Origin of the sequence: Kitasatospora sp. NPDC056327, assembly GCF_042261735.1 — a bacterium.
In the GTDB taxonomy this organism is placed as follows: Bacteria; Actinomycetota; Actinomycetes; order Streptomycetales; family Streptomycetaceae; genus Kitasatospora.
In genome coordinates this window covers 64,057-80,348 of the sequence record NZ_JBHJRC010000005.1, presented here as the reverse complement: position 1 = coordinate 80,348, position 16,292 = coordinate 64,057, and the positions used below count along the sequence as shown (strand labels likewise).

16 protein-coding genes and 1 pseudogene are annotated in these 16,292 nt (G+C 74.6%); 8 read left to right on the top strand and 9 right to left on the bottom strand.

The features are described 5' to 3' along the window. The first annotated feature begins 39 nt into the window (after positions 1 to 39). The gene (locus ACFCX4_RS01735; protein WP_376137986.1) at positions 40 to 648 is read left to right on the top strand and encodes a hypothetical protein; all 609 of its coding nucleotides are present in this window, start codon (positions 40 to 42) and stop codon (positions 646 to 648) included. A 36-nt stretch (positions 649 to 684) separates the two neighbouring features. Here the strand turns inward: ACFCX4_RS01735 and ACFCX4_RS01730 are convergent, their stop codons facing one another. The 3 genes from ACFCX4_RS01730 to ACFCX4_RS01720 all read right to left on the bottom strand — a co-directional run bounded on the left by ACFCX4_RS01730 (position 685) and on the right by ACFCX4_RS01720 (position 3,776). Then, positions 685 to 1,173, bottom strand: coding sequence for a GNAT family N-acetyltransferase (locus ACFCX4_RS01730; RefSeq protein ID WP_376137984.1), 489 nt, complete (start codon positions 1,171 to 1,173; stop codon positions 685 to 687). A gap of 123 nt (positions 1,174 to 1,296) precedes the next feature. After that, positions 1,297 to 2,103, bottom strand: a complete 807-nt coding sequence (locus tag ACFCX4_RS01725) for a hypothetical protein (protein WP_376137982.1) — start codon at positions 2,101 to 2,103, stop codon at positions 1,297 to 1,299. Positions 2,104 to 2,180: 77 nt separating this feature from the next. Beyond that, positions 2,181 to 3,776 (bottom strand): BTAD domain-containing putative transcriptional regulator, encoded by a 1,596-nt coding sequence (locus tag ACFCX4_RS01720; protein WP_376137980.1) that lies wholly within the window; start codon positions 3,774 to 3,776, stop codon positions 2,181 to 2,183. Positions 3,777 to 4,010: 234 nt separating this feature from the next. Between ACFCX4_RS01720 and ACFCX4_RS01715 the strand changes: the two genes are divergently transcribed. Beyond that, complete coding sequence (locus ACFCX4_RS01715; RefSeq protein ID WP_376137978.1) at positions 4,011 to 4,706, top strand: RICIN domain-containing protein; 696 nt, start codon at positions 4,011 to 4,013, stop codon at positions 4,704 to 4,706. A gap of 56 nt (positions 4,707 to 4,762) precedes the next feature. Here ACFCX4_RS01715 and ACFCX4_RS01710 read toward each other — a convergent pair whose 3' ends face one another. After that, a complete protein-coding gene (locus ACFCX4_RS01710) occupies positions 4,763 to 5,602 on the bottom strand; it encodes an NAD(P)H-binding protein (RefSeq protein ID WP_376137976.1) in 840 nt (279 codons plus the stop codon). A gap of 144 nt (positions 5,603 to 5,746) precedes the next feature. Further along, the gene (locus ACFCX4_RS01705) at positions 5,747 to 6,610 is read right to left on the bottom strand and encodes a GNAT family N-acetyltransferase (protein WP_376137974.1); all 864 of its coding nucleotides are present in this window, start codon (positions 6,608 to 6,610) and stop codon (positions 5,747 to 5,749) included. 105 nt (positions 6,611 to 6,715) lie between these two features. Here ACFCX4_RS01705 and ACFCX4_RS01700 point away from each other — a divergent pair, with 105 nt between their 5' ends. Next, positions 6,716 to 7,312: an SMI1/KNR4 family protein gene (locus tag ACFCX4_RS01700; protein WP_376137972.1), complete on the top strand. Its 597-nt coding sequence runs from the start codon at positions 6,716 to 6,718 to the stop codon at positions 7,310 to 7,312. Between the two features lie 86 nt (positions 7,313 to 7,398). On the opposite strand, the gene ACFCX4_RS01695 is transcribed toward ACFCX4_RS01700, so the two are convergent. From ACFCX4_RS01695 to ACFCX4_RS01680, 4 genes are all read right to left on the bottom strand, one after another. Beyond that, complete coding sequence (locus ACFCX4_RS01695) at positions 7,399 to 8,502, bottom strand: alpha/beta fold hydrolase (RefSeq protein WP_376137970.1); 1,104 nt, start codon at positions 8,500 to 8,502, stop codon at positions 7,399 to 7,401. Between the two features lie 11 nt (positions 8,503 to 8,513). Beyond that, positions 8,514 to 9,815, bottom strand: coding sequence for an esterase/lipase family protein (locus ACFCX4_RS01690; protein ID WP_376137968.1), 1,302 nt, complete (start codon positions 9,813 to 9,815; stop codon positions 8,514 to 8,516). Positions 9,816 to 9,982: 167 nt separating this feature from the next. Then, a complete protein-coding gene (locus tag ACFCX4_RS01685; RefSeq protein WP_376137966.1) occupies positions 9,983 to 10,774 on the bottom strand; it encodes a 3-hydroxybutyrate dehydrogenase in 792 nt (263 codons plus the stop codon). A 206-nt stretch (positions 10,775 to 10,980) separates the two neighbouring features. Continuing rightward, complete coding sequence (locus ACFCX4_RS01680; protein WP_376137964.1) at positions 10,981 to 11,733, bottom strand: VIT family protein; 753 nt, start codon at positions 11,731 to 11,733, stop codon at positions 10,981 to 10,983. Between the two features lie 293 nt (positions 11,734 to 12,026). On the opposite strand from ACFCX4_RS01680, the gene ACFCX4_RS01675 reads away from it, so the two are divergent. From ACFCX4_RS01675 to ACFCX4_RS01655, 5 genes and pseudogenes are all read left to right on the top strand, one after another. Then, complete coding sequence (locus ACFCX4_RS01675; RefSeq protein WP_376137963.1) at positions 12,027 to 12,992, top strand: urea transporter; 966 nt, start codon at positions 12,027 to 12,029, stop codon at positions 12,990 to 12,992. Between the two features lie 30 nt (positions 12,993 to 13,022). After that, entirely contained in the window at positions 13,023 to 13,328 is a 306-nt protein-coding gene (locus tag ACFCX4_RS01670; RefSeq protein WP_376137961.1) for an urease subunit gamma, read from the top strand. A 46-nt stretch (positions 13,329 to 13,374) separates the two neighbouring features. Further along, a pseudogene (locus tag ACFCX4_RS01665) lies at positions 13,375 to 13,743 on the top strand (urease subunit beta); the annotation flags it as partial. A gap of 26 nt (positions 13,744 to 13,769) precedes the next feature. Beyond that, positions 13,770 to 15,494 carry an urease subunit alpha gene (gene ureC, locus ACFCX4_RS01660; RefSeq protein ID WP_376137959.1) on the top strand — a complete coding sequence of 575 codons (1,725 nt, stop codon included), beginning with the start codon at positions 13,770 to 13,772 and terminating at the stop codon, positions 15,492 to 15,494. Positions 15,495 to 15,497: 3 nt separating this feature from the next. After that, a complete protein-coding gene (locus ACFCX4_RS01655; protein WP_376137958.1) occupies positions 15,498 to 16,280 on the top strand; it encodes an urease accessory protein UreF in 783 nt (260 codons plus the stop codon). Positions 16,281 to 16,292: the final 12 nt, after the last annotated feature.

Here is a 16,292-nt window from a genome sequence, read left to right as displayed (position 1 = left end):
TCGCACACCGCCGCGGCGGCCACCTCCACCGTCAGCCCTATGCTGACGGTCGTGCGGGTACTGGGCATCAGCGGCGAGGACGAGATGGTCGCCTGCTTCCTGAGCGGCGAGCTGGCCAGCCCGAGGTTCGGCCGCAACCTCCGGTCCCACCTGGCGGCGGCCGGGCGGACCGAGCGGCTGCTGACGCATCCGGACCTCTCCGACGCGGGAGCGAACCGTGCGCGTCGCGCTCTGCTCGCCGCGACGCGCGGGTACGGCGAGAACCGCGACCTGTTCGAGAACTTCCCCGCCGAGGTCACGTGGACCAGGGCACTCCTGTCCGCCGGCGAGGCGGCCGGTGTGCGCTACCTCGACCACTCCTACTGGGTCGAACTGTCGGGCGGCAGCCGCCGGCCGGCCGACGCGGCCGCACGGATCCGGGCAGGGCTGCGGGCTTTCGAGGTGTCCAACGAACCGTTCGCCGACGCGGCCCGGGCGCTCCTCGGGGGCGAGCGGTTCGCTCCGCTGATCCTCGTCGGCACGAGGCAGGACGACCTGGTCTGTCTTGAGGGTCATCTGCGCCTGACCGCCCACGCCCTCGTCGGCTTCCGGAGCGGGTTCGAGTGCCTGCTCGGCATCGCGCCGACCATGGGGCGCTGGGCGAAGTAGCCGCGCCGGGCTCCCGGAGCCCCGAACACGAGGAGGTCAGGCGAGGTCCCTGCGCATCAGCGTGCACATCGTTTCGTACCGCCGGAGCGAGCCGTCCTCGGCCTCCACGTCCCAGGAGTCGGGCTCGCGGCCGAAGGCCCGGTAGCCCAGGCGCTCGTAGAGGGCACGGGCGCGCGGGTTGTCCTCCTCGACGCCGAGTTCGGCGCGGGTCAGGCCGCGGGCGCCGATCCGCTGCTCGGCGGAGCGGATCAGCAGCGTGCCGATCCCGCAGGACCGCAGGGCCGGGTGGACACCGAGCTGCCAGAGCGTACCGGCGCCGGGCCTGACCGTGTAGTCGACGCCGCCGACCGCCACCGGGAGCCCGACCGGTGTGCAGACCGCCAGGTAGTCGACCTCGCCCGCCTCGGCGCGGCGGATCTGGTGGGCGAGCTCGCGCACGTGCCCGGGTGAGCCGGCCCAGGCGCAGGAGGGCAGGTCCGCGTCGGTGAGGCCGCGCACCGACAGGTGCAGCGTGATCCCGGTCATCGCCGTCCTCCTCCGCCTCCGACAGCCGCCGTCCCCCATTGCAGCAAGCGGGTTCCCGTGCCGTCCAACGGGTTTCGGACCGGCCCCGGCGCCGACCGGTGGTACTCGTGACGGAAGGCCCCCTCAGGTGTTCGCGGGTCCGGAAGGACGGTCGGGTCCGGCCGGGCGGTCCGACCCGTGAGGACGGCCGGGCCCGGTGGGACGGTCGAGCCAGGTGAAGAGGTCGGTGCTCAGCAGTTCCCCGCCGTCCGCGAGGTCGCCCCGGAGGGGACCGGCCGGGACGCGGTACAGGGAGGAACGGTCCCGGCCGTGCCGGCGCATGAACAGGCCGGCTCCGCCGCCGTCCTCGCCGACCAGGACCCAGTGCGGCGCGGACGCCGGGACCTCCCGGGCGTCGTTGCGGGCGCGGAGGGTGTGCGGGCCGTACAGGGTGCCGCCGTCCGGCAGCCGGACACCGGGGGTGGCGCGCCACAGCCGGGCGACGGCCGGGTTCGGTCCCTCCCCCGACCCGGTGGCGAGTGCCGCCCAGACCGTGAGGAAGCCGGCGAAGGAGTCCGCGAACGGCTGCTCCTCCCCGGTGAAGGGGCTGTGCACGACGACGGGCCACTCCTCGTCGGCGGCCCGGTCGAGGGCGAATCCGTAGCGTTCGTGGTCGTCGTCCTCGAAGAACCAGAGCCGGTCCCCGCCGGGCCGGTCCCGGGCGAGTCCGGGCTCGCCCGAACCGGGCCCGGGATCCACGGTGGCGATCGGGCACCCGCGCAGCGAGCCCTCGCCGTACTCGGCCAACCACCACCGGAACGAGCGGGGGAGCGGGCCGGTGACGGCCTCCGCCGCTCGGATCGCGGCCTCGGGGCGGCCCCGGACCGGCCGGGTGACGATCCCCGGCGTGGTGGCGATCAGGTCCCGCAGAAGTTCTGGATCGGCCCGCATGACGGGGAGTCTCGCACAGCGGTCCGACACCGCCCGCACCCGGACCCGCACCGGCCCCCACCTGCCCCCGGCGGCGGTCAGGGCCGCAGGAGCTGGTCGAACCGCGCCACCGCCGTGCCGTGGCGCGTTCGGGTGTGCTCCAGGAGGGCCGCCTCCAGGACGGCGGGGCGGACGTCGGCGGCGCTGCGCGGGGAGGGGACGCCGGGCGTGTGTTCGTAGTTCCAGACGACGGCGTCCAGGAGGACCGGTGCCGTGAACCGCCAGCCCCGCCCCAGGACGACCTGGGCGATCGCCGGATAGGGCGTGTGGACCGGATTGCCCAGCCAGCCGAGCAGTTCGGACCGGGAGACGCTGAAGTCCACTCCGGCCCGGCCCAGTGCCCGCAGGACGGCGGGGGCGAGGGGCGGCGCGTTGCGGTCGGGGTCCGGGCCGATGAGGTCCTGCCACAGCCGGACCGCGTCCACGACGGCCGCCCGTGCGTCACCGGCCCTGTCCTGCTCGTCGAAGGCCTCGGCGGCGGCGAAGAGTTCCCGTGCGCGTTCGACCGTCGGCTCGGCGGCGCCGGCGGTCCCGTCGCGGTCGCAGTCGTCCCGCCGGAGGGCGTACGCGGCGCCGGAGGCCGTGAGCAGGACCACCGCGGCGAGGACGGCCAGCAGGGACCGCCGGTGGGGCGTCCGCACCCGCGGTCGCCTCGCCGGTGCGGCGCCCGCGTGCACGGAACCGGAACCGGGGCCGGGGGCGGCGCCGCGGTCCGACGGTCCGCCGTCCGCACCGGCCGTGGACGGACCGTCCCCCGGCAGCGGACCGGCGGGCGGTCCGACGGGGGACCCGCCGCTCACCGGCGGCGGATCGGCCGGCCGGTGGACCGCCGCGGGAGGACGGGGACGGTCCCCGATCAGGACGCTCTGGTAGAGCGTCCGCAGCTCCTTGCCGGGCCCGGCGCCCAGCTCCTCGGCCAGCCGCCGCCGGACGGCGCCGTAGCGCTCCAGGGCCTCCGCCTCCCGTCCGGCCGCGTGCAGCGCCTGGATCAGCACGTGCTCCAGGGGCTCGGCGAGCGGGTACTCGGCGGTGAGATCGGGCAGCGCGGAGATCACCCCGGTGGGACGGCCGAGCCGGCACTCCGCCCGTGCCCACCGCACCAGCGCGTCCAGCCGGCGCTGCCGGCAGCTCTCCCGGACCTGCGCGGCCCAGTCGCCCGAGAGACCGGCCAGGGGCTCTCCCCGCCACAGCCCGAGCGCCTCGGCGAGCGTCGCGGCCCGGACCTCGTCGTCGCACCGCGGGTCGTCGCAGTGCCTGTCGTCGCACCGTCGGTCGTCCCCCTGCCCGACCAGTCGCCGGAACCGGTGGAGGTCCACCAGTTCGGGATCGACGTCCAGCACGTAGCCGGCGTGCCGGCGTTCGATCCGCGCCGCCGTCCCGCTCCCGGGGACGGCGGCCTGTTTCAGCAGTCCCCGGATCCTGCTCAGATGGGCGTACAGCACGGGCCGGGGGTTGGCGGGCGGGTCGTGGCCCCAGACCCGGTCGATGAGCGCGTCCATCGTGACCGGTCTTCGGGCGTCGACCGCCAGTGCGGCCAGCACCACCTGCTGTCGCGGCGTCCCCACGTCGAGGCGCCGGCCCGCCGCCCGCACCTCGATCTCGCCCAACAGCCGGAAGTCCACATGTCCCCCCATGTGATCAACAGCGCGTGCGGAACATCCCCACCGCCCATGCTGGCTGGCCCGCAAGGCGGCCGCAAGGTCGGCGCACAGGCCGTGGGACCAGGGTGGGGGCGCCCGGGCCGGCCGGTTCGGAGGCCGCGGCGGCACCGGTGACGGGTGGTCGCCCGCGCGCCGTCCCGCGCCGGCGGCCCGGCCACGCGCACCGCCACGACCACCGGTCACCCGAAGCTCACGGAGGAAGGCACCATGCGGACACCCCTTTTCCGACGGCCCGACCGTTCCGGCAGGATCACGGCCACGAGCAGGACCGTGCACGGGGGGCCCGCGGCGCGGGCCGTCCGCGGACGCGCCCGGTTCACGCCCGCGGCGGTCGCGGCGACCGTGCTGTTCGCCGCCTTCACGGCCTTCGCCCCCGCCTCCGCCCACGCGGCGGAACCCACCCGCCACGAGCTCGTGAACGCCCGGACCGGGCTGCGGGCCGACGTCATGTGGGCCTCGACGGCCTCGCTCACCGGCGTCTTCCTGTGGCCGAACAACACCAGCGCCTCCCAGGAGTACGAGCTGCTCGACAGCGGCAACGGGTACTTCCGGATCAAGGCCCGCCACTCGGGCCAGTGCCTCATGCTCGACTGGCGCTCGGGGAGCTACGCGAACGGCACCGGCGTCCTCCAGTACCCGTACTGCGACGCCGGCTACGCGCCGGCCGAGTGGACCACCGCCTGGGTGGGGCACACCTGCATGTGCTTCCCCACGACCATGATCCTCAAGAACCGGGCCACCGGCAGGTGTCTGGACGCGGAGGGGCCGTCCGGCACGCCCGGTCAGCAGGCCCGTCTGCAGCAGTGGGACTGCATCTCCACCGACGAGGCGTGGAACACGGCGAACCAGAGCTGGAGCCTCCAGCAGCTCAACAACATCCCCAACCTCCCCCTCACCGGCTGAGACCGGGCTCCCCGGGCCCGCCACGGCCCTCGCGGCACCCGTGGCGGGCCGTCCGGTCAGCGGAAGTCCGCCAGGTGGTCCGCGACCCACTGCGCGTACGGGCGCGCCGGGCGGCCGGTCAGCTTCTCGACCGTGTCGTTCACCGGGGCCGGCCTGCCGGCGGTGGCCGCCATCAGGTCCAGCAGGGCACCGGCGAAACCGGCGTCCATGAACCGGCCGAGCTGCTCCCGCACGATCGGGTCGGGCACCTCCTCGAAGCCCAGTCCGCGCCCCAGGGCCCGGCCGAGCACCTCGACCTGCTCGGTCTGGGTGAGCGAGTGCGGGCCCGTCGGCTCGTAGACCCGGCCGAAGTGCTCCGCGCCGCCGAGCACGGCGGCGGCCACCTCGGCGACGTCGCGCTCGTGCACCACCGAGGCGGCCGCCGCGGCGTGCGGGCCGCGGACGGTGTCACCGCCCTGCAACTGCATCGCCCACGTCAGCGAGTTGATCGCGGGGAAGAACAGCCGCAGGAACGTCCAGGCGACGCCCGTCGCCCTGATCTCCTCCTCCACCCCCGCGTGGTAGGCGGCGATCACGTCGGGCTGCGGGTCCGCGCCGTCGGCGACGGCTCCCGAGGAGAGGAACACGATCTGCCGCACGCCCGCCCGCCGCACCCGCTCCACCAGCGGCCGCGCGTCCGTGCCGAAGGGCAGCACCAGGAACACCTCGGTCACGCCGTCCAGCGCCGGCCCGAGCGTCTCCGGCCGGGTGAGGTCGCCGCGCACCACCTCCACGCCCGCGGGCAGGCCGGCCCGTTCGGGCGTCCGGGACAGGGCCCGGACCGGCCGCCCGGCGCCCGCCAGCGCCTCCACCGTCTGCCGCCCGAAGTGCGCGGTCGCGCCGATCACCAGAATCATGACGAATCCCTCCGAATCACTGTTCCGCCGTGCGTTCGAGAGGAACGATAGGCATCGTCTAGGACGGATTCCGTCCTAGACGGAACCCGGGTGGCCGGAGTGCGGAGATCCCGACCGCCCGTCCCGTGCGCCCGTTCCGGCGGCTCATCGGCGGTGCAGGTCACGGAGTTCGGGCAGCGGCCGGAAGCCGGCGGACCGGTAGGTGGCGACGGCGGCGGTGCCGGTGCTCGGCGTGGCCACGACGGCGCTGGACGAGCCGAGCGCCCGGAGCGTGCGGGCCGCGGCGAGCACGACCGCCCGGCCGTGGCCGAGGCCCCGGTGGTCGGCGTGGACGCCCATCGGCTCGATCAGTCCGGGCCTGCCCGCTCCCGCGGACCACACCGTCACGGTGGCGACCGGCCGCCCCCGGCCGTCGCGGGCGAGCAGACAGCGCGCGGCGGTGTACGGGGCGGCGGCGGCCATCGTGTGCCAGGCCTCCTCGGTGAAGGTGGAGCCGGGGAACGCCGAGCGCTGGACGAGGGCCCGTTCGGGCGCCTGCGCCGGCCCGACCGTCTCGACGCGCAGCCCGGGATCCGGTACGGGAGCGGCGAGTTCGCGGCGCAGCGCCGTCCAGGCCTCGCCGGCCGCCCAGCCGTGGCCCGCCAACAGCTCCCGGACGGCCGCGCCCGGCGGCGTGGCCACCGTCGCCCCGCCCTCCGGGAGCACACCCTGCCGGGGCGTCGCCGCGTCCGCGGCCAGCCGCCGCGCCAACTCCTCGTCCTGCAGCGCCTCGGGCGCGATCTCCAGCCGCAGCAGGTCCGCTCCGTCCAGCAGGCCGACGGCCAGGATCTCCCCCTCCCGGTGCCACGTCCGGAGGGCGCCCGCCGTGCGCTCCGCGCCGAAGCGCCGGAACCAGCCGACGTCTCCCGGGTGCAGCTGGGTCAGCCGGTCGTCGCTCTGCCATGCGGTCAATGCCGCCGTCACTGCGGTCAGTTCGTGGACCGTCGGGGTGTTCCTGGTGATCGTCACCTCCCGATTGGACAGCAGTCCGCCGATCCTCCGCACCCGAATTCCCCGTGGGCGGCGCGGCGGCACCGGTGCTGTTGTCGGTACCGGGTGGTATCCATGGGTCTCATGGAGACGGAGCAGGCCGACCCCCGTGACCTGGCGGTGATTCGCGCGGCCCTCGGCCGGAGCGGGGACGGCAGCGGGGGCGGTAGTGGGACCGACGGTGGCGGTGCGCCCGCCCTGGGCTGGGCCGCCGTGCGCGCCTTCGAGGCGGAGCACGGCGTCGTGCTGCCCGAGCCGTACCGGACGTCCGTCGCGGAGATCGCGGACGGCTCGCGCTCCGGACCGCCGGATCACGGCCTCCTCGCGCTTGCGGAGCTGCCCGGCGACTGGGGCGCCGACCGGCCGGAGCGCGACCTGGGCCGGCCCTTCCCGCTGACCTCGCCGTGGGTCTGGGAGGACGACCCCGCGCCCGCCGAGGAGATCGGTCCCGTCCTTGAGCAGGTCTTCGGCCACGGATCGATCGTGCTGGGGACGGACGGCTGCGGCAGCTACTGGCACCTCGTCGTCACGGGCCCGCACCGGGGGCACGTCTGGTACATCAACGGCGAGGGCGCGATCCCCTTCGGCGCGGAGCACGGATTCACCACGGCCGCACCGGGTTTCGCGGGCTGGGTGGAGCACTGGGCCGCCGGCCGCCCGTGGTTCGACGCCGGGGCGTGAGGAGGCCGGGCGGCGGTCCCGGCGACGGGTCCGGCCCCGGTCACCGACCGTCACCCGGGCCGACCGTCGCCGGGGCCGCCTCGCGGTCAGGCCCCGTCCAGGGCCTCCACCAGCGCCGTCAGGAACTCCTTCGGCCGCTCCAGTTGCACACTGTGTCCGGCGCCGTCGACCACCACCTCGCGCACCCGCCCCCCGGCCGCGGCGTAGCGGTCGAGGACGGCGCGGGTCTGCGCCACCATCGGTTGCGCCGGGCAGGTCTCCGCGCCGGGCCAGCCCGGGACGGCGCCGAGGGCGCCCAGGTGGGCGAGGTCGAAGAGCGAGGTGTCGGAGATGATGACGTCGGCCGAACCGCGGATCCACAGGATCGGCGGCTTGGGCTCGACCCGTTCCAGGTCGTCGATCCTGAAGTGGGTCGGGGCCATGGAGTTGAGCACCCCGCGCCCGCCGGGCGCGGAGCCCGGCCAGGTGCCGCTCGGGCGGGTGTCGCCGGGGTAGTGGTCCTCCCCGGTCCGGGTGGTCAGCATGGCCGCCAGGTAGCGGTCCGGGTCGGCGAGCGGCTCGCTGACGTAGGCGGTGTCCAGCACCGACCGCGGCGCGAACGGCGAGTCGCCGCCCGTCTCGCCCGCGCCGAGCAGCCGGACGAACTCGGGGGCCGCGCCGCCGGCCCCGGAGCCCGCGCCGTCGGGCGAGTTGAGCCGCCCGTCCGTCCCGTGGGTGCCGCCGAAGCCGTACGGGGAGACCGGGTTGACCAGGGTGAGCGAGCGCACCAGGTCCGGGCGGTCGCGCAGCAGTTGCAGCGCGACCCCGCCGCCCATGCTCCAGCCGACCAGGTGCACCGGTCCGAGGGCCAGGGCCCGGACGTAGGCGAGCAGGTCGTCGCTGTGGTCGCGCAGGCCCCGGGTGGCGTCCACCGGCAGCGGCTCGGTGCCGCCGAAGCCGCGCAGGTCGGGTGCCAGCGGGCGGTAGCGGTCCGGCAGTCCGGCCATCGTCGGGTGCCAGAAGACGCCGGAGGAGACGTTCCCGTGCACGAGGACCACGGGCTCGCCCGTGCGGCCCTCGATCTCGGCGTGGTTCACGGTCAGCCGGTCGGTGACGACCCGTCGTTCGCTGACAGGCGGGTTGGTGGCCGGTCCTTCGGTGACCGGTCCTGCGTCGGCGGGTGGGTCGGTGGCCGGTCGTTCGGTGGTCATGGGGCGGGTCCTCAGTTCAGCCAGCCGGCGACCTGCGCGTTCGCCGCGCCGTCCCAGCCGAGTTGCATGTGGTTGGCGAGGGTGATCAGCGCGGTGCCGCCGACGGTGGCGATGCCGGTGGTGTCCAGTGCGCTGGCCACGAGGACGACGCCGTCGCTGGGGGCGCGGTTCTCGTTGAAGATGCCGACGACGTTGGGCGCGCCGCCCGCCATCAGATAGGTGGTCACCGAGGCGGGCACTCCGGCCCGGTGCAGCGGGGTGATCAGCGAGCCGGCGTCGATCGCGGCCTGGATGCCGCCGCCGTCGGTGTAGAAGCCCTGCCCGCCGTGATAGGTGGTGTACCAGTCCTGCTGGCTCTGGTCGATGCCGAACACCGAGTCCCAGCGGGCCAGCATCTGCCGCTGCCCGGGGTAGACGTCGTAGCCGCCCGTGGGGGCGAACGAGAACTCGGGGTGCGCGGTGTAGGTGCCGTAGCAGGTCATCCGCAGGTGCGGCGCGGGGGCGTTGATCCGGCCGCCGCACTGCGGCCAGATGGAGAAGTCGTGGGCCCAGCCGTGGGCGAAGGGGTAGTCGTAGCCGCCGTTCGGGCCGCCCATGGTGATCAGCCTGCGCACGTCGCCCGCGTACGGGCGGCCCCAGGCGGGCTTGACCGAGGAGACGTAGGCGCGGGCGGACATCTCGCCCTTGCTCCAGCCCACGACGTCCACCTGCGGGACGCCGAGCCTGGCGCGGATCAGCGCGACGGCGTCGCCGACGGCCTGGGCCTGCAGCAGGTTGTCGCCCTGCTTGTGCGCGAAGCCGACCGCGAAGACCCGGTGGCCGCGGGCGGACAGGTACTGCATCAGCCCGGTGCCCGGACAGGAGACGGAGCCGCAGCCGTAGCCGCCGGCCTCCCCGGGATTGGCCCAGGCCCGGTCCGGGTTGTCGTTGGCGCCGTGCACCAGCAGCACCGGGACCTGGCGCGCGCCGGTGTTCCAGCCCGGGGCCGAGTAGAGCAGGAAGCGGCCGGAGAAGGGCTGCTTGACGCCGCCGAAGAAGGTGAGCCGCTGGCCGTCCTGGTCGCCGCGGCCGTCCGGGGCGTACTGCTCCTGCGTGAAGCCGGGGGTGGTGTCGAGGTACCGCTCCACGCGCTCCCAGCCGTTGGCGACACTGCTGTAGCCCGCCTCCAGCGTCAGGTGGGCGGGCACGGCCGCCGTGGCCGCCCCCGCCGGCACGACCGCGCCGACCAGTGCCAGCACGCCCGCCAGCAGCCGGCCGAAGCCCTTCCGCCCAGCGCGTCCGCTTCTCCGCCCACCGCGTTCGCTTCCCCACATGCCGTGTTCACTCCTCCGCACCGGTGCTCCGTGCGTGACACCCTACGAAGGCCGCAGCGCCCTCCCCATGTCGGCGACACCTACCCCGGGCGTCCCGGTGTGGGTCCCGGCCACCTGGCGCCGGGGTGCCGCGGGGCGGCACCGGGACGGTCACGGCCGTCCGCCGGTCAGTGCGCGGTCCAGCCGCCGTCCAGCGGCAGGGAGGCACCGGTGACGAAGCCCGTGTGCGGGCCGCAGAGGAAGAGTGCGGCCCGCGCGACCTCCTCCGGCTCGATCAGCCGCTTGATCGCGGTGCGGTCGAGCATGATCCGCTCCACCACCTCCTCGGCCGCGATGCCGTGCGCGGCGGCCTGCCCGGCGATCTGCTGCTCCACCAGGGGCGTGCGCACGTACCCCGGGTTGATGCAGTTGCTGGTCACGCCGTGCGGCGCGCCCTCCAGCGCGGCGACCTTGCTGAACCCCTCCAAGGCGTGCTTGGCGGTCACGTACGCCGACTTGAAGGCGCTCGCCCGCAGGCCGTGCACCGAGGAGATGTTGACGATGCGTCCCCACCCCTGCGCGTACATGTGCGGCAGGGTGTGCCGGACGATCCGGAACGGCGCCTCGACCATCACCCGCTGGATCAGGACGAAGCGCTCGGCCGGGAACTCGTGGATCGGTGCGACGTGCTGGAGCCCGGCGTTGTTCACCACGACGTCCGCGTCCTCCGGAAGGGCGTCCACCGCCGCCGCGTCCGCCAGGTCGACCACGTGGGCGGTGCCGCCGATCTCCTCGGCGAGGGCTTTGACGGCGTCCCCTGCCAGGTCGACGACGTGGACGTGCGCGCCCGCCCCGGCGAAGGCGGTGGCGCACGCCCGGCCGATGCCGCTCGCCGCCCCCGTCACCAGGACCTTCCGCCCGGCCAGGAACCGGTCGGCCGGTGCGGCGGCCGGGCCGCCGCTGCTCTCGATGTTTTCCATGGCCGTCACGCTAGGAACCCGCCGGGGCCGGGCACACGTCATCCGGTACCACAGTTGCCCACCGGATGGTGGTGGCCGCCACCACAGCGCGCCGGCCCCGGGGCGATCCGCCGGAGCACGCCGGTCCCATGGCGCGTGGTGACATCCGGCCGCACGCCGGGTGGCGGCCGTCACCACACCGGGCCGGGCCGGGCCGCCCCGCCGGCTCAGCCCGCGGACGCGTGCAGCAGCGACCCGGCGAGGTAGGTGACCGCCATGGCCAGCGCCCCGCCGGCGACGTTGCGCAGCACGGCGGGCCGCACCGGCGCCCCGCCCAGGCGGGCGGAGCCCCAGCCGCACACGGCGAGCGCGGCCAGCACGGAGCCGACCGTCACCGGCACCCGGGCATCGGCCGGCGGCAGGACGATGGCCAGCAGCGGCAGCAGCGCGCCGACGGTGAAGGCCACCAGGCTGGCCCCCGCCGCGTTCCACGGGTTGACGAGTTCCTTGGGGTTGATGCCCAGCTCGGCCTCGGCGTGGGCGGCCAGCGGATCGTGCGCCGTCAGCTCCGTCGCGACCTGGCGGGCGAGCTGCGGCGACAGCCCCTTGCCGATGTACAGCCCGGTCAGCTCGTCGAGCTCGGCCTCCGGCGCGGTGGCGAGCTCGCGCCGCTCCGCGGCGAGTGCGGCGCGCTCCGAGTCCCGCTGGGTGCTGACGGAGACGTACTCCCCGGCGGCCATCGACAGGGACCCGGCCAGCAGCCCGGCGAGTCCGGCCGTCAGGAGTTCCTGCGCGGTGGACCGGGCGCCCGCCACACCCACCACCAGTCCGGCCGTCGACACCACCCCGTCGTTGGCGCCGAGCACCCCGGCGCGCAGCCAGTTCAGCCGGGTGCTCAGGCCGCCCGCCTCGTGCGGTTCGCCCGGGTGGTCCCCGGCCGCGGCGGAACGGGCTCCTCGGTCGTCCTCACCTGGTCCCATGCGCGGAGTATGACACCCGGTGGCCGCGGCGGACGGTGACTCACCGCGGCGGCGGGCCGAACGCCGCCCGGCCCGCCGAGGTCCCGCCGGGCGGGGCATTCTGGGGCATCCCCGCGCGGTCCGCCACAGCCGTCGCCCCCGCGGGTCGACCCGGTGAGCCGTGCGAGTTGTCGCGGGCCCGGTCCCGGGGGCACGGGCGGGCGGACGGGTACGGACGCACCCGTCGGACCGGGCCCGGACGATGTGCCGCGCCCGTTCCCGCTCCTGCCGGAACACTCTCCTTCGGAGTCCCCGTGCCCGCTCCCGAAGCCCAGCGCGGCAGCCGCCTGCTCGACCGCGAACCGACGGCCTTCCTGGGCGCGGTCGTCCGCGGCGTCGGGCAGGTCGACCTGCAGTCCCGCATGCTCACCGGGGCCCTGCTGCTGGCCGGGCTCTGGGTGGCGGGCTGGCGGATCGGGCTGTTCGCCACCCTCGGTACCGCCGTCTCCACCGCGACCGCCCGCGTCCTCGGGATGGACCGGGACGACACCGCCGCGGGCCTGCTGGGGTACTCGGGCTGCCTGACCGGCATCGCCCTGGTGACCTCGCTCGGCGCCCACCCGGGGACGTACCTGCTGGCGGTCGGCGGCAGCGTCCTCGCCACGGTCCTCACCGCCTCGCTCACCACCCTGCTGGAGCCCTACGGGCTGACCGCGCTGACCGCGCCGTTCTGTCTGATCTCCGGAGTGATGGTGCTCGGGGCGCCGTCCTTCGACCGCATCTGGCACGGTGACCCCAATCCCGTGGCCGCCCCGACGTCGGGGGACACCGCCGTCGCCTGGAGCGACCTGTGGCACGGGTTCTTCAGCGGCGTGTCGCAGGTCTTCTTCGTCGAGACGTGGTACGTCGGGCTGATCATGCTGGCGGGTCTCGCGTTCGCCGGCGTCCGGGTCCTGCTGGGCGCCGCCCTCGGCAGCGCGGCCGGCATCCTCACCGCCTGGGCGCTCGGCGCGCCGAGCGGGCTGATCGCCAACGGGATCTACGGCTACAACGCCGTCCTCGTCGGGATCGCCCTCGGCGCGGTGTTCCTCGACGCCACCGTCGGGAACGCGCTCTACGCCCTGCTCGGCGCGGCCGCCGCCACCGGCCTGACCGCCTCGCTCACCTCGCTCTTCAAGCCCTTCGGCGGCCACACCTTCACCTGGCCGTTCATCCTCACCACCTGGGCGCTGATGGCCGCCGTGCCCCGGATCCCCCGCCTGCAGCGGGCCACCCCCTGAACGACCCCCACCGCGAAGAAGGTAACGCCGATGAACCTCGCGCCCCGCGAGATCGACAAACTGCTCGTCTACGTGGTCGCCGAGCTGGCCCGCAAGCGCCGGGACCGCGGCCTGCGGCTCAACTACAGCGAATCCGTCGCCCTCATCACCGAGGCCATCCTGGAGGCGGCCCGGGACGGCAAGAGCGTCGCCGACTGCATGGAACTGGGCCGCCACGTCGTCGGCGAGGCGCAGACCATGTCCGGCGTCCGGGAGATGCTCGGCCTGCTCCAGGTCGAGGCCTCCTTCGTCGACGGCACCAAGCTCGTCTCCGTCCACGACCCGATCGGCGGCTGAGCCCCCGACCGGCGGCCGCTTCCCCCAGCCCTCCCAGGAGCAAGACATGGCGTTCCGTCAGAAGTACCTCTACGGCGACGGCCCGATCGAGATCAACGCCGGCCGGCGCACCCTGACCACCGAGGTCGTCAACACCGGCGACCGTCCGATCCAGATCGGCTCGCACTTCCACTTCTTCGAGGTCAACCCGGCGCTGCTGTTCGACCGCGTGCCGACGCTCGGCATGCACCTCAACATCCCGGCCGGCACCTCCGTGCGGATCGAGCCGGGCGGCACCCGCGAGGTCGAGCTCTGCGAGTACGGCGGCACCCGGCGGTTCGTCGGGTTCAGCGGTCTGCTCAACGGCAGCCTCTCCTCCCACCCGGCCCGGGTCGAGGCGGTCCGCAAGGCCATCGAGCAGGGCTACCAGGGAGCCACGACCCCAGGCAAGGACGAGAACTGATGCCCATCCTCACCCGCAAGCAGTACACCGACATGTTCGGGCCGACCGTCGGCGACCGGTTCCACCTGGCCGACACCAACCTGATCGTGGAGGTCGAGAAGGACTTCACCGAGGGGCAGTATGGCGACGAGGTGCTGTACGGCGGCGGCAAGACCATGCGCGACGGCATGGCCGCCGACCCGCAGGCCACCAGTGCCCAGGGCGCGCTCGACCTGGTGATCACCAACGTCGTCGTGATCGACCCGGTGGTCGGCGTGGTCAAGTGCGACATCGGCATCAAGGACGGCTTCATCGCGGGGATCGGCAAGTCCGGGAACCCGCAGACCCAGAACAACGTCCATCCCGACCTGGTGATCGGGCCCGGTACCGAGGCCATCGCCGGCGAGCACCTGATCGCCACCGCGGGCGCGATCGACACCCACGTCCACCTGATCTCCCCGCAGCAGGCCCAGCAGGCCCTCAGCAACGGGATCACCACCCTGATCGGCGGGGGCACCGGTCCCTCCGACGGCAGCAACGGCACCACCTGCACCCCCGGCCCGTTCAACATCGCCCGCCTCCTCCAGGCCGTCGAGGACCTGCCGGTGAACGTCGGCCTGATGGGGAAGGGCAACGGCAGCCTGCCGGCCGCGCTGGACGAGCAGCTGGAGGCGGGCGCCTGCGCGCTCAAGGTCCACGAGGACTGGGGTGCGACCCCGGCGGTCATCGACAACGCGCTCGCGGTGGCCGACCGGCACGACATCCAGGTGGCGATCCACACCGACACCCTCAACGAGAGCGGCTTCTTCGAGGACACCCGCTCCGCGATCGACGGGCGCACCATCCACACCTTCCACAGCGAGGGCGCGGGCGGCGGTCACGCCCCGGACATCCTGCGGGTGACCGGCGAGCCCAACGTGCTGCCGGCGTCCACCAACCCGACGCTGCCCTACACCAGGAACTCGGTGGACGAGCTGCTGGACATGGTGATGGTCTGCCACCACCTCAGCCACGACATCCCCGAGGACGTGTCCTTCGCCGACAGCCGGGTGCGGGCCGAGACCATCGCCGCCGAGTCGGTGCTGCACGACCTCGGTGTGATCAGCATGATCTCCTCCGACTCCCAGGCGATGGGCCGGGTCGGCGAGTCCGTGACCCGGTGCTTCCAGATCGCTCACCACTGCAAGGACAAGCGCGGTCCGCTGGACGGCGACAGCGCCCGCAACGACAACCAGCGGGTGCTGCGCTACCTGGCCAAGGTGACCATCAACCCGGCCGTCGCCACCGGCATCTCCGAGCACATCGGCTCGCTGGAGAAGGGCAAGCTGGCCGACATCGTGCTCTGGCCGATCCACTCCTTCGCGGCCAAACCCAAGATGATCATCAAGGGCGGGATCATCTCCTGGGCGCAGATGGGCGATCCGAACGCCTCCCTGCCCACCCCGCAGCCGGTGATCTACCGGCCGATGTTCGGCCAGCTCGGCCGGGCCACCCGGGCCACCCACGTGACCTTCATGTCCCAGGCCGGGATCGCCGCCGGGGTGCCCGAGGAGCTGGGCCTGCAGCGCCGGGTGCTGCCGGTGCGCCGGACCCGCACCATCGGCAAGCACAACATGGTGCGCAACAGCGCGCTGCCGAAGGTGGAGGTCGATCCGGAGACCTTCCGGGTGACCCTGGACGGCGAGGTCGCCACCATCGAACCGGCCGAGGAACTCCCGCTCAACCAGCTCTACTTCCTGGTGTAGGCGATGTACCGGGACGAGGAGGACGGCACCGACCCGGGAGCGCCGGCCGAAGCCCCTCCCGGGGACCTTCCCGGGGCCGGGGCCGGCATCGGGGCGGGGGCCGGGGCCGGGGCCCTGCTGGTCGTCCTCCAGCTGACCGACTCGGCCTTCCCCAGCGGCTTCTACACCCTCTCGCACGGACTGGAGGGGTACGCCCAGGCCGGGGCCGTGACACCGGAGGGCCTTCCCGGCCTGCTCGCCGGTCTGCTGCGGCACGGCGTCGGGCCCGCGGACGCCACCGCCCTGGTCCACGCGCACCGGGCCGCCGCCGCAGGCGACCTGGCCGCGGTCGCCGACACCGACCGGCGGCTGCACGCCGCCAAGCTCGGCCGCGAACCGCGCCAGGCCGCCACCCGCACCGGCCGCCAACTGCTCGACCTGGCCGCCGAGGTCTTCGGCCGGCCGCTGATCGCCCGGTACCTGGAGCTGGTGGTGCGGCGGGAGGCCCCCGGCACCCAGCCGGTGGCGGCCGGTCTGGTCCACGCGGCGACCGGCGTCCCGGTGCGGCAGGCCGTGACCGCCGACCTCTTCGCGTTCTGCGCCAGCTTCGCCGGCGCCGCGCTGCGGCTGCGGCTGACCGACCACCGCGGCGCCCAGGTGCTGCTCCACGGCATGGCCCCGGTGATCGAGGAGGTCACCCGGGCCGCGCTCCGCCGCGACCTCGCCGACCTGGGGTCGAGCACCTTCGCGGCCGACGTCATGTCGGCCCGCCACGAACGGGCCGAGGCCCGGCTCTTCGCCAGCTGACCCGGTGCGCCG

Bases quoted from the DNA above. Each gene is read 5' to 3' on its own strand.
- ACFCX4_RS01735 (WP_376137986.1), top strand. From the start codon at position 40: ATGCTGACGGTCGTGCGGGTACTGGGCATCAGCGGCGAGGACGAGATG.
- ACFCX4_RS01730 (WP_376137984.1), bottom strand. From the start codon at position 1,173: ATGACCGGGATCACGCTGCACCTGTCGGTGCGCGGCCTCACCGACGCG.
- ACFCX4_RS01725 (WP_376137982.1), bottom strand. From the start codon at position 2,103: ATGCGGGCCGATCCAGAACTTCTGCGGGACCTGATCGCCACCACGCCG.
- ACFCX4_RS01720 (WP_376137980.1), bottom strand. From the start codon at position 3,776: ATGGGGGGACATGTGGACTTCCGGCTGTTGGGCGAGATCGAGGTGCGG.
- ACFCX4_RS01715 (WP_376137978.1), top strand. From the start codon at position 4,011: ATGCGGACACCCCTTTTCCGACGGCCCGACCGTTCCGGCAGGATCACG.
- ACFCX4_RS01710 (WP_376137976.1), bottom strand. From the start codon at position 5,602: ATGATTCTGGTGATCGGCGCGACCGCGCACTTCGGGCGGCAGACGGTG.
- ACFCX4_RS01700 (WP_376137972.1), top strand. From the start codon at position 6,716: ATGGAGACGGAGCAGGCCGACCCCCGTGACCTGGCGGTGATTCGCGCG.
- ACFCX4_RS01695 (WP_376137970.1), bottom strand. From the start codon at position 8,502: ATGACCACCGAACGACCGGCCACCGACCCACCCGCCGACGCAGGACCG.
- ACFCX4_RS01690 (WP_376137968.1), bottom strand. From the start codon at position 9,815: ATGTGGGGAAGCGAACGCGGTGGGCGGAGAAGCGGACGCGCTGGGCGG.
- ACFCX4_RS01685 (WP_376137966.1), bottom strand. From the start codon at position 10,774: ATGGAAAACATCGAGAGCAGCGGCGGCCCGGCCGCCGCACCGGCCGAC.
- ACFCX4_RS01680 (WP_376137964.1), bottom strand. From the start codon at position 11,733: ATGGGACCAGGTGAGGACGACCGAGGAGCCCGTTCCGCCGCGGCCGGG.
- ACFCX4_RS01670 (WP_376137961.1), top strand. From the start codon at position 13,023: ATGAACCTCGCGCCCCGCGAGATCGACAAACTGCTCGTCTACGTGGTC.
- ureC (WP_376137959.1), top strand. From the start codon at position 13,770: ATGCCCATCCTCACCCGCAAGCAGTACACCGACATGTTCGGGCCGACC.
- ACFCX4_RS01655 (WP_376137958.1), top strand. From the start codon at position 15,498: ATGTACCGGGACGAGGAGGACGGCACCGACCCGGGAGCGCCGGCCGAA.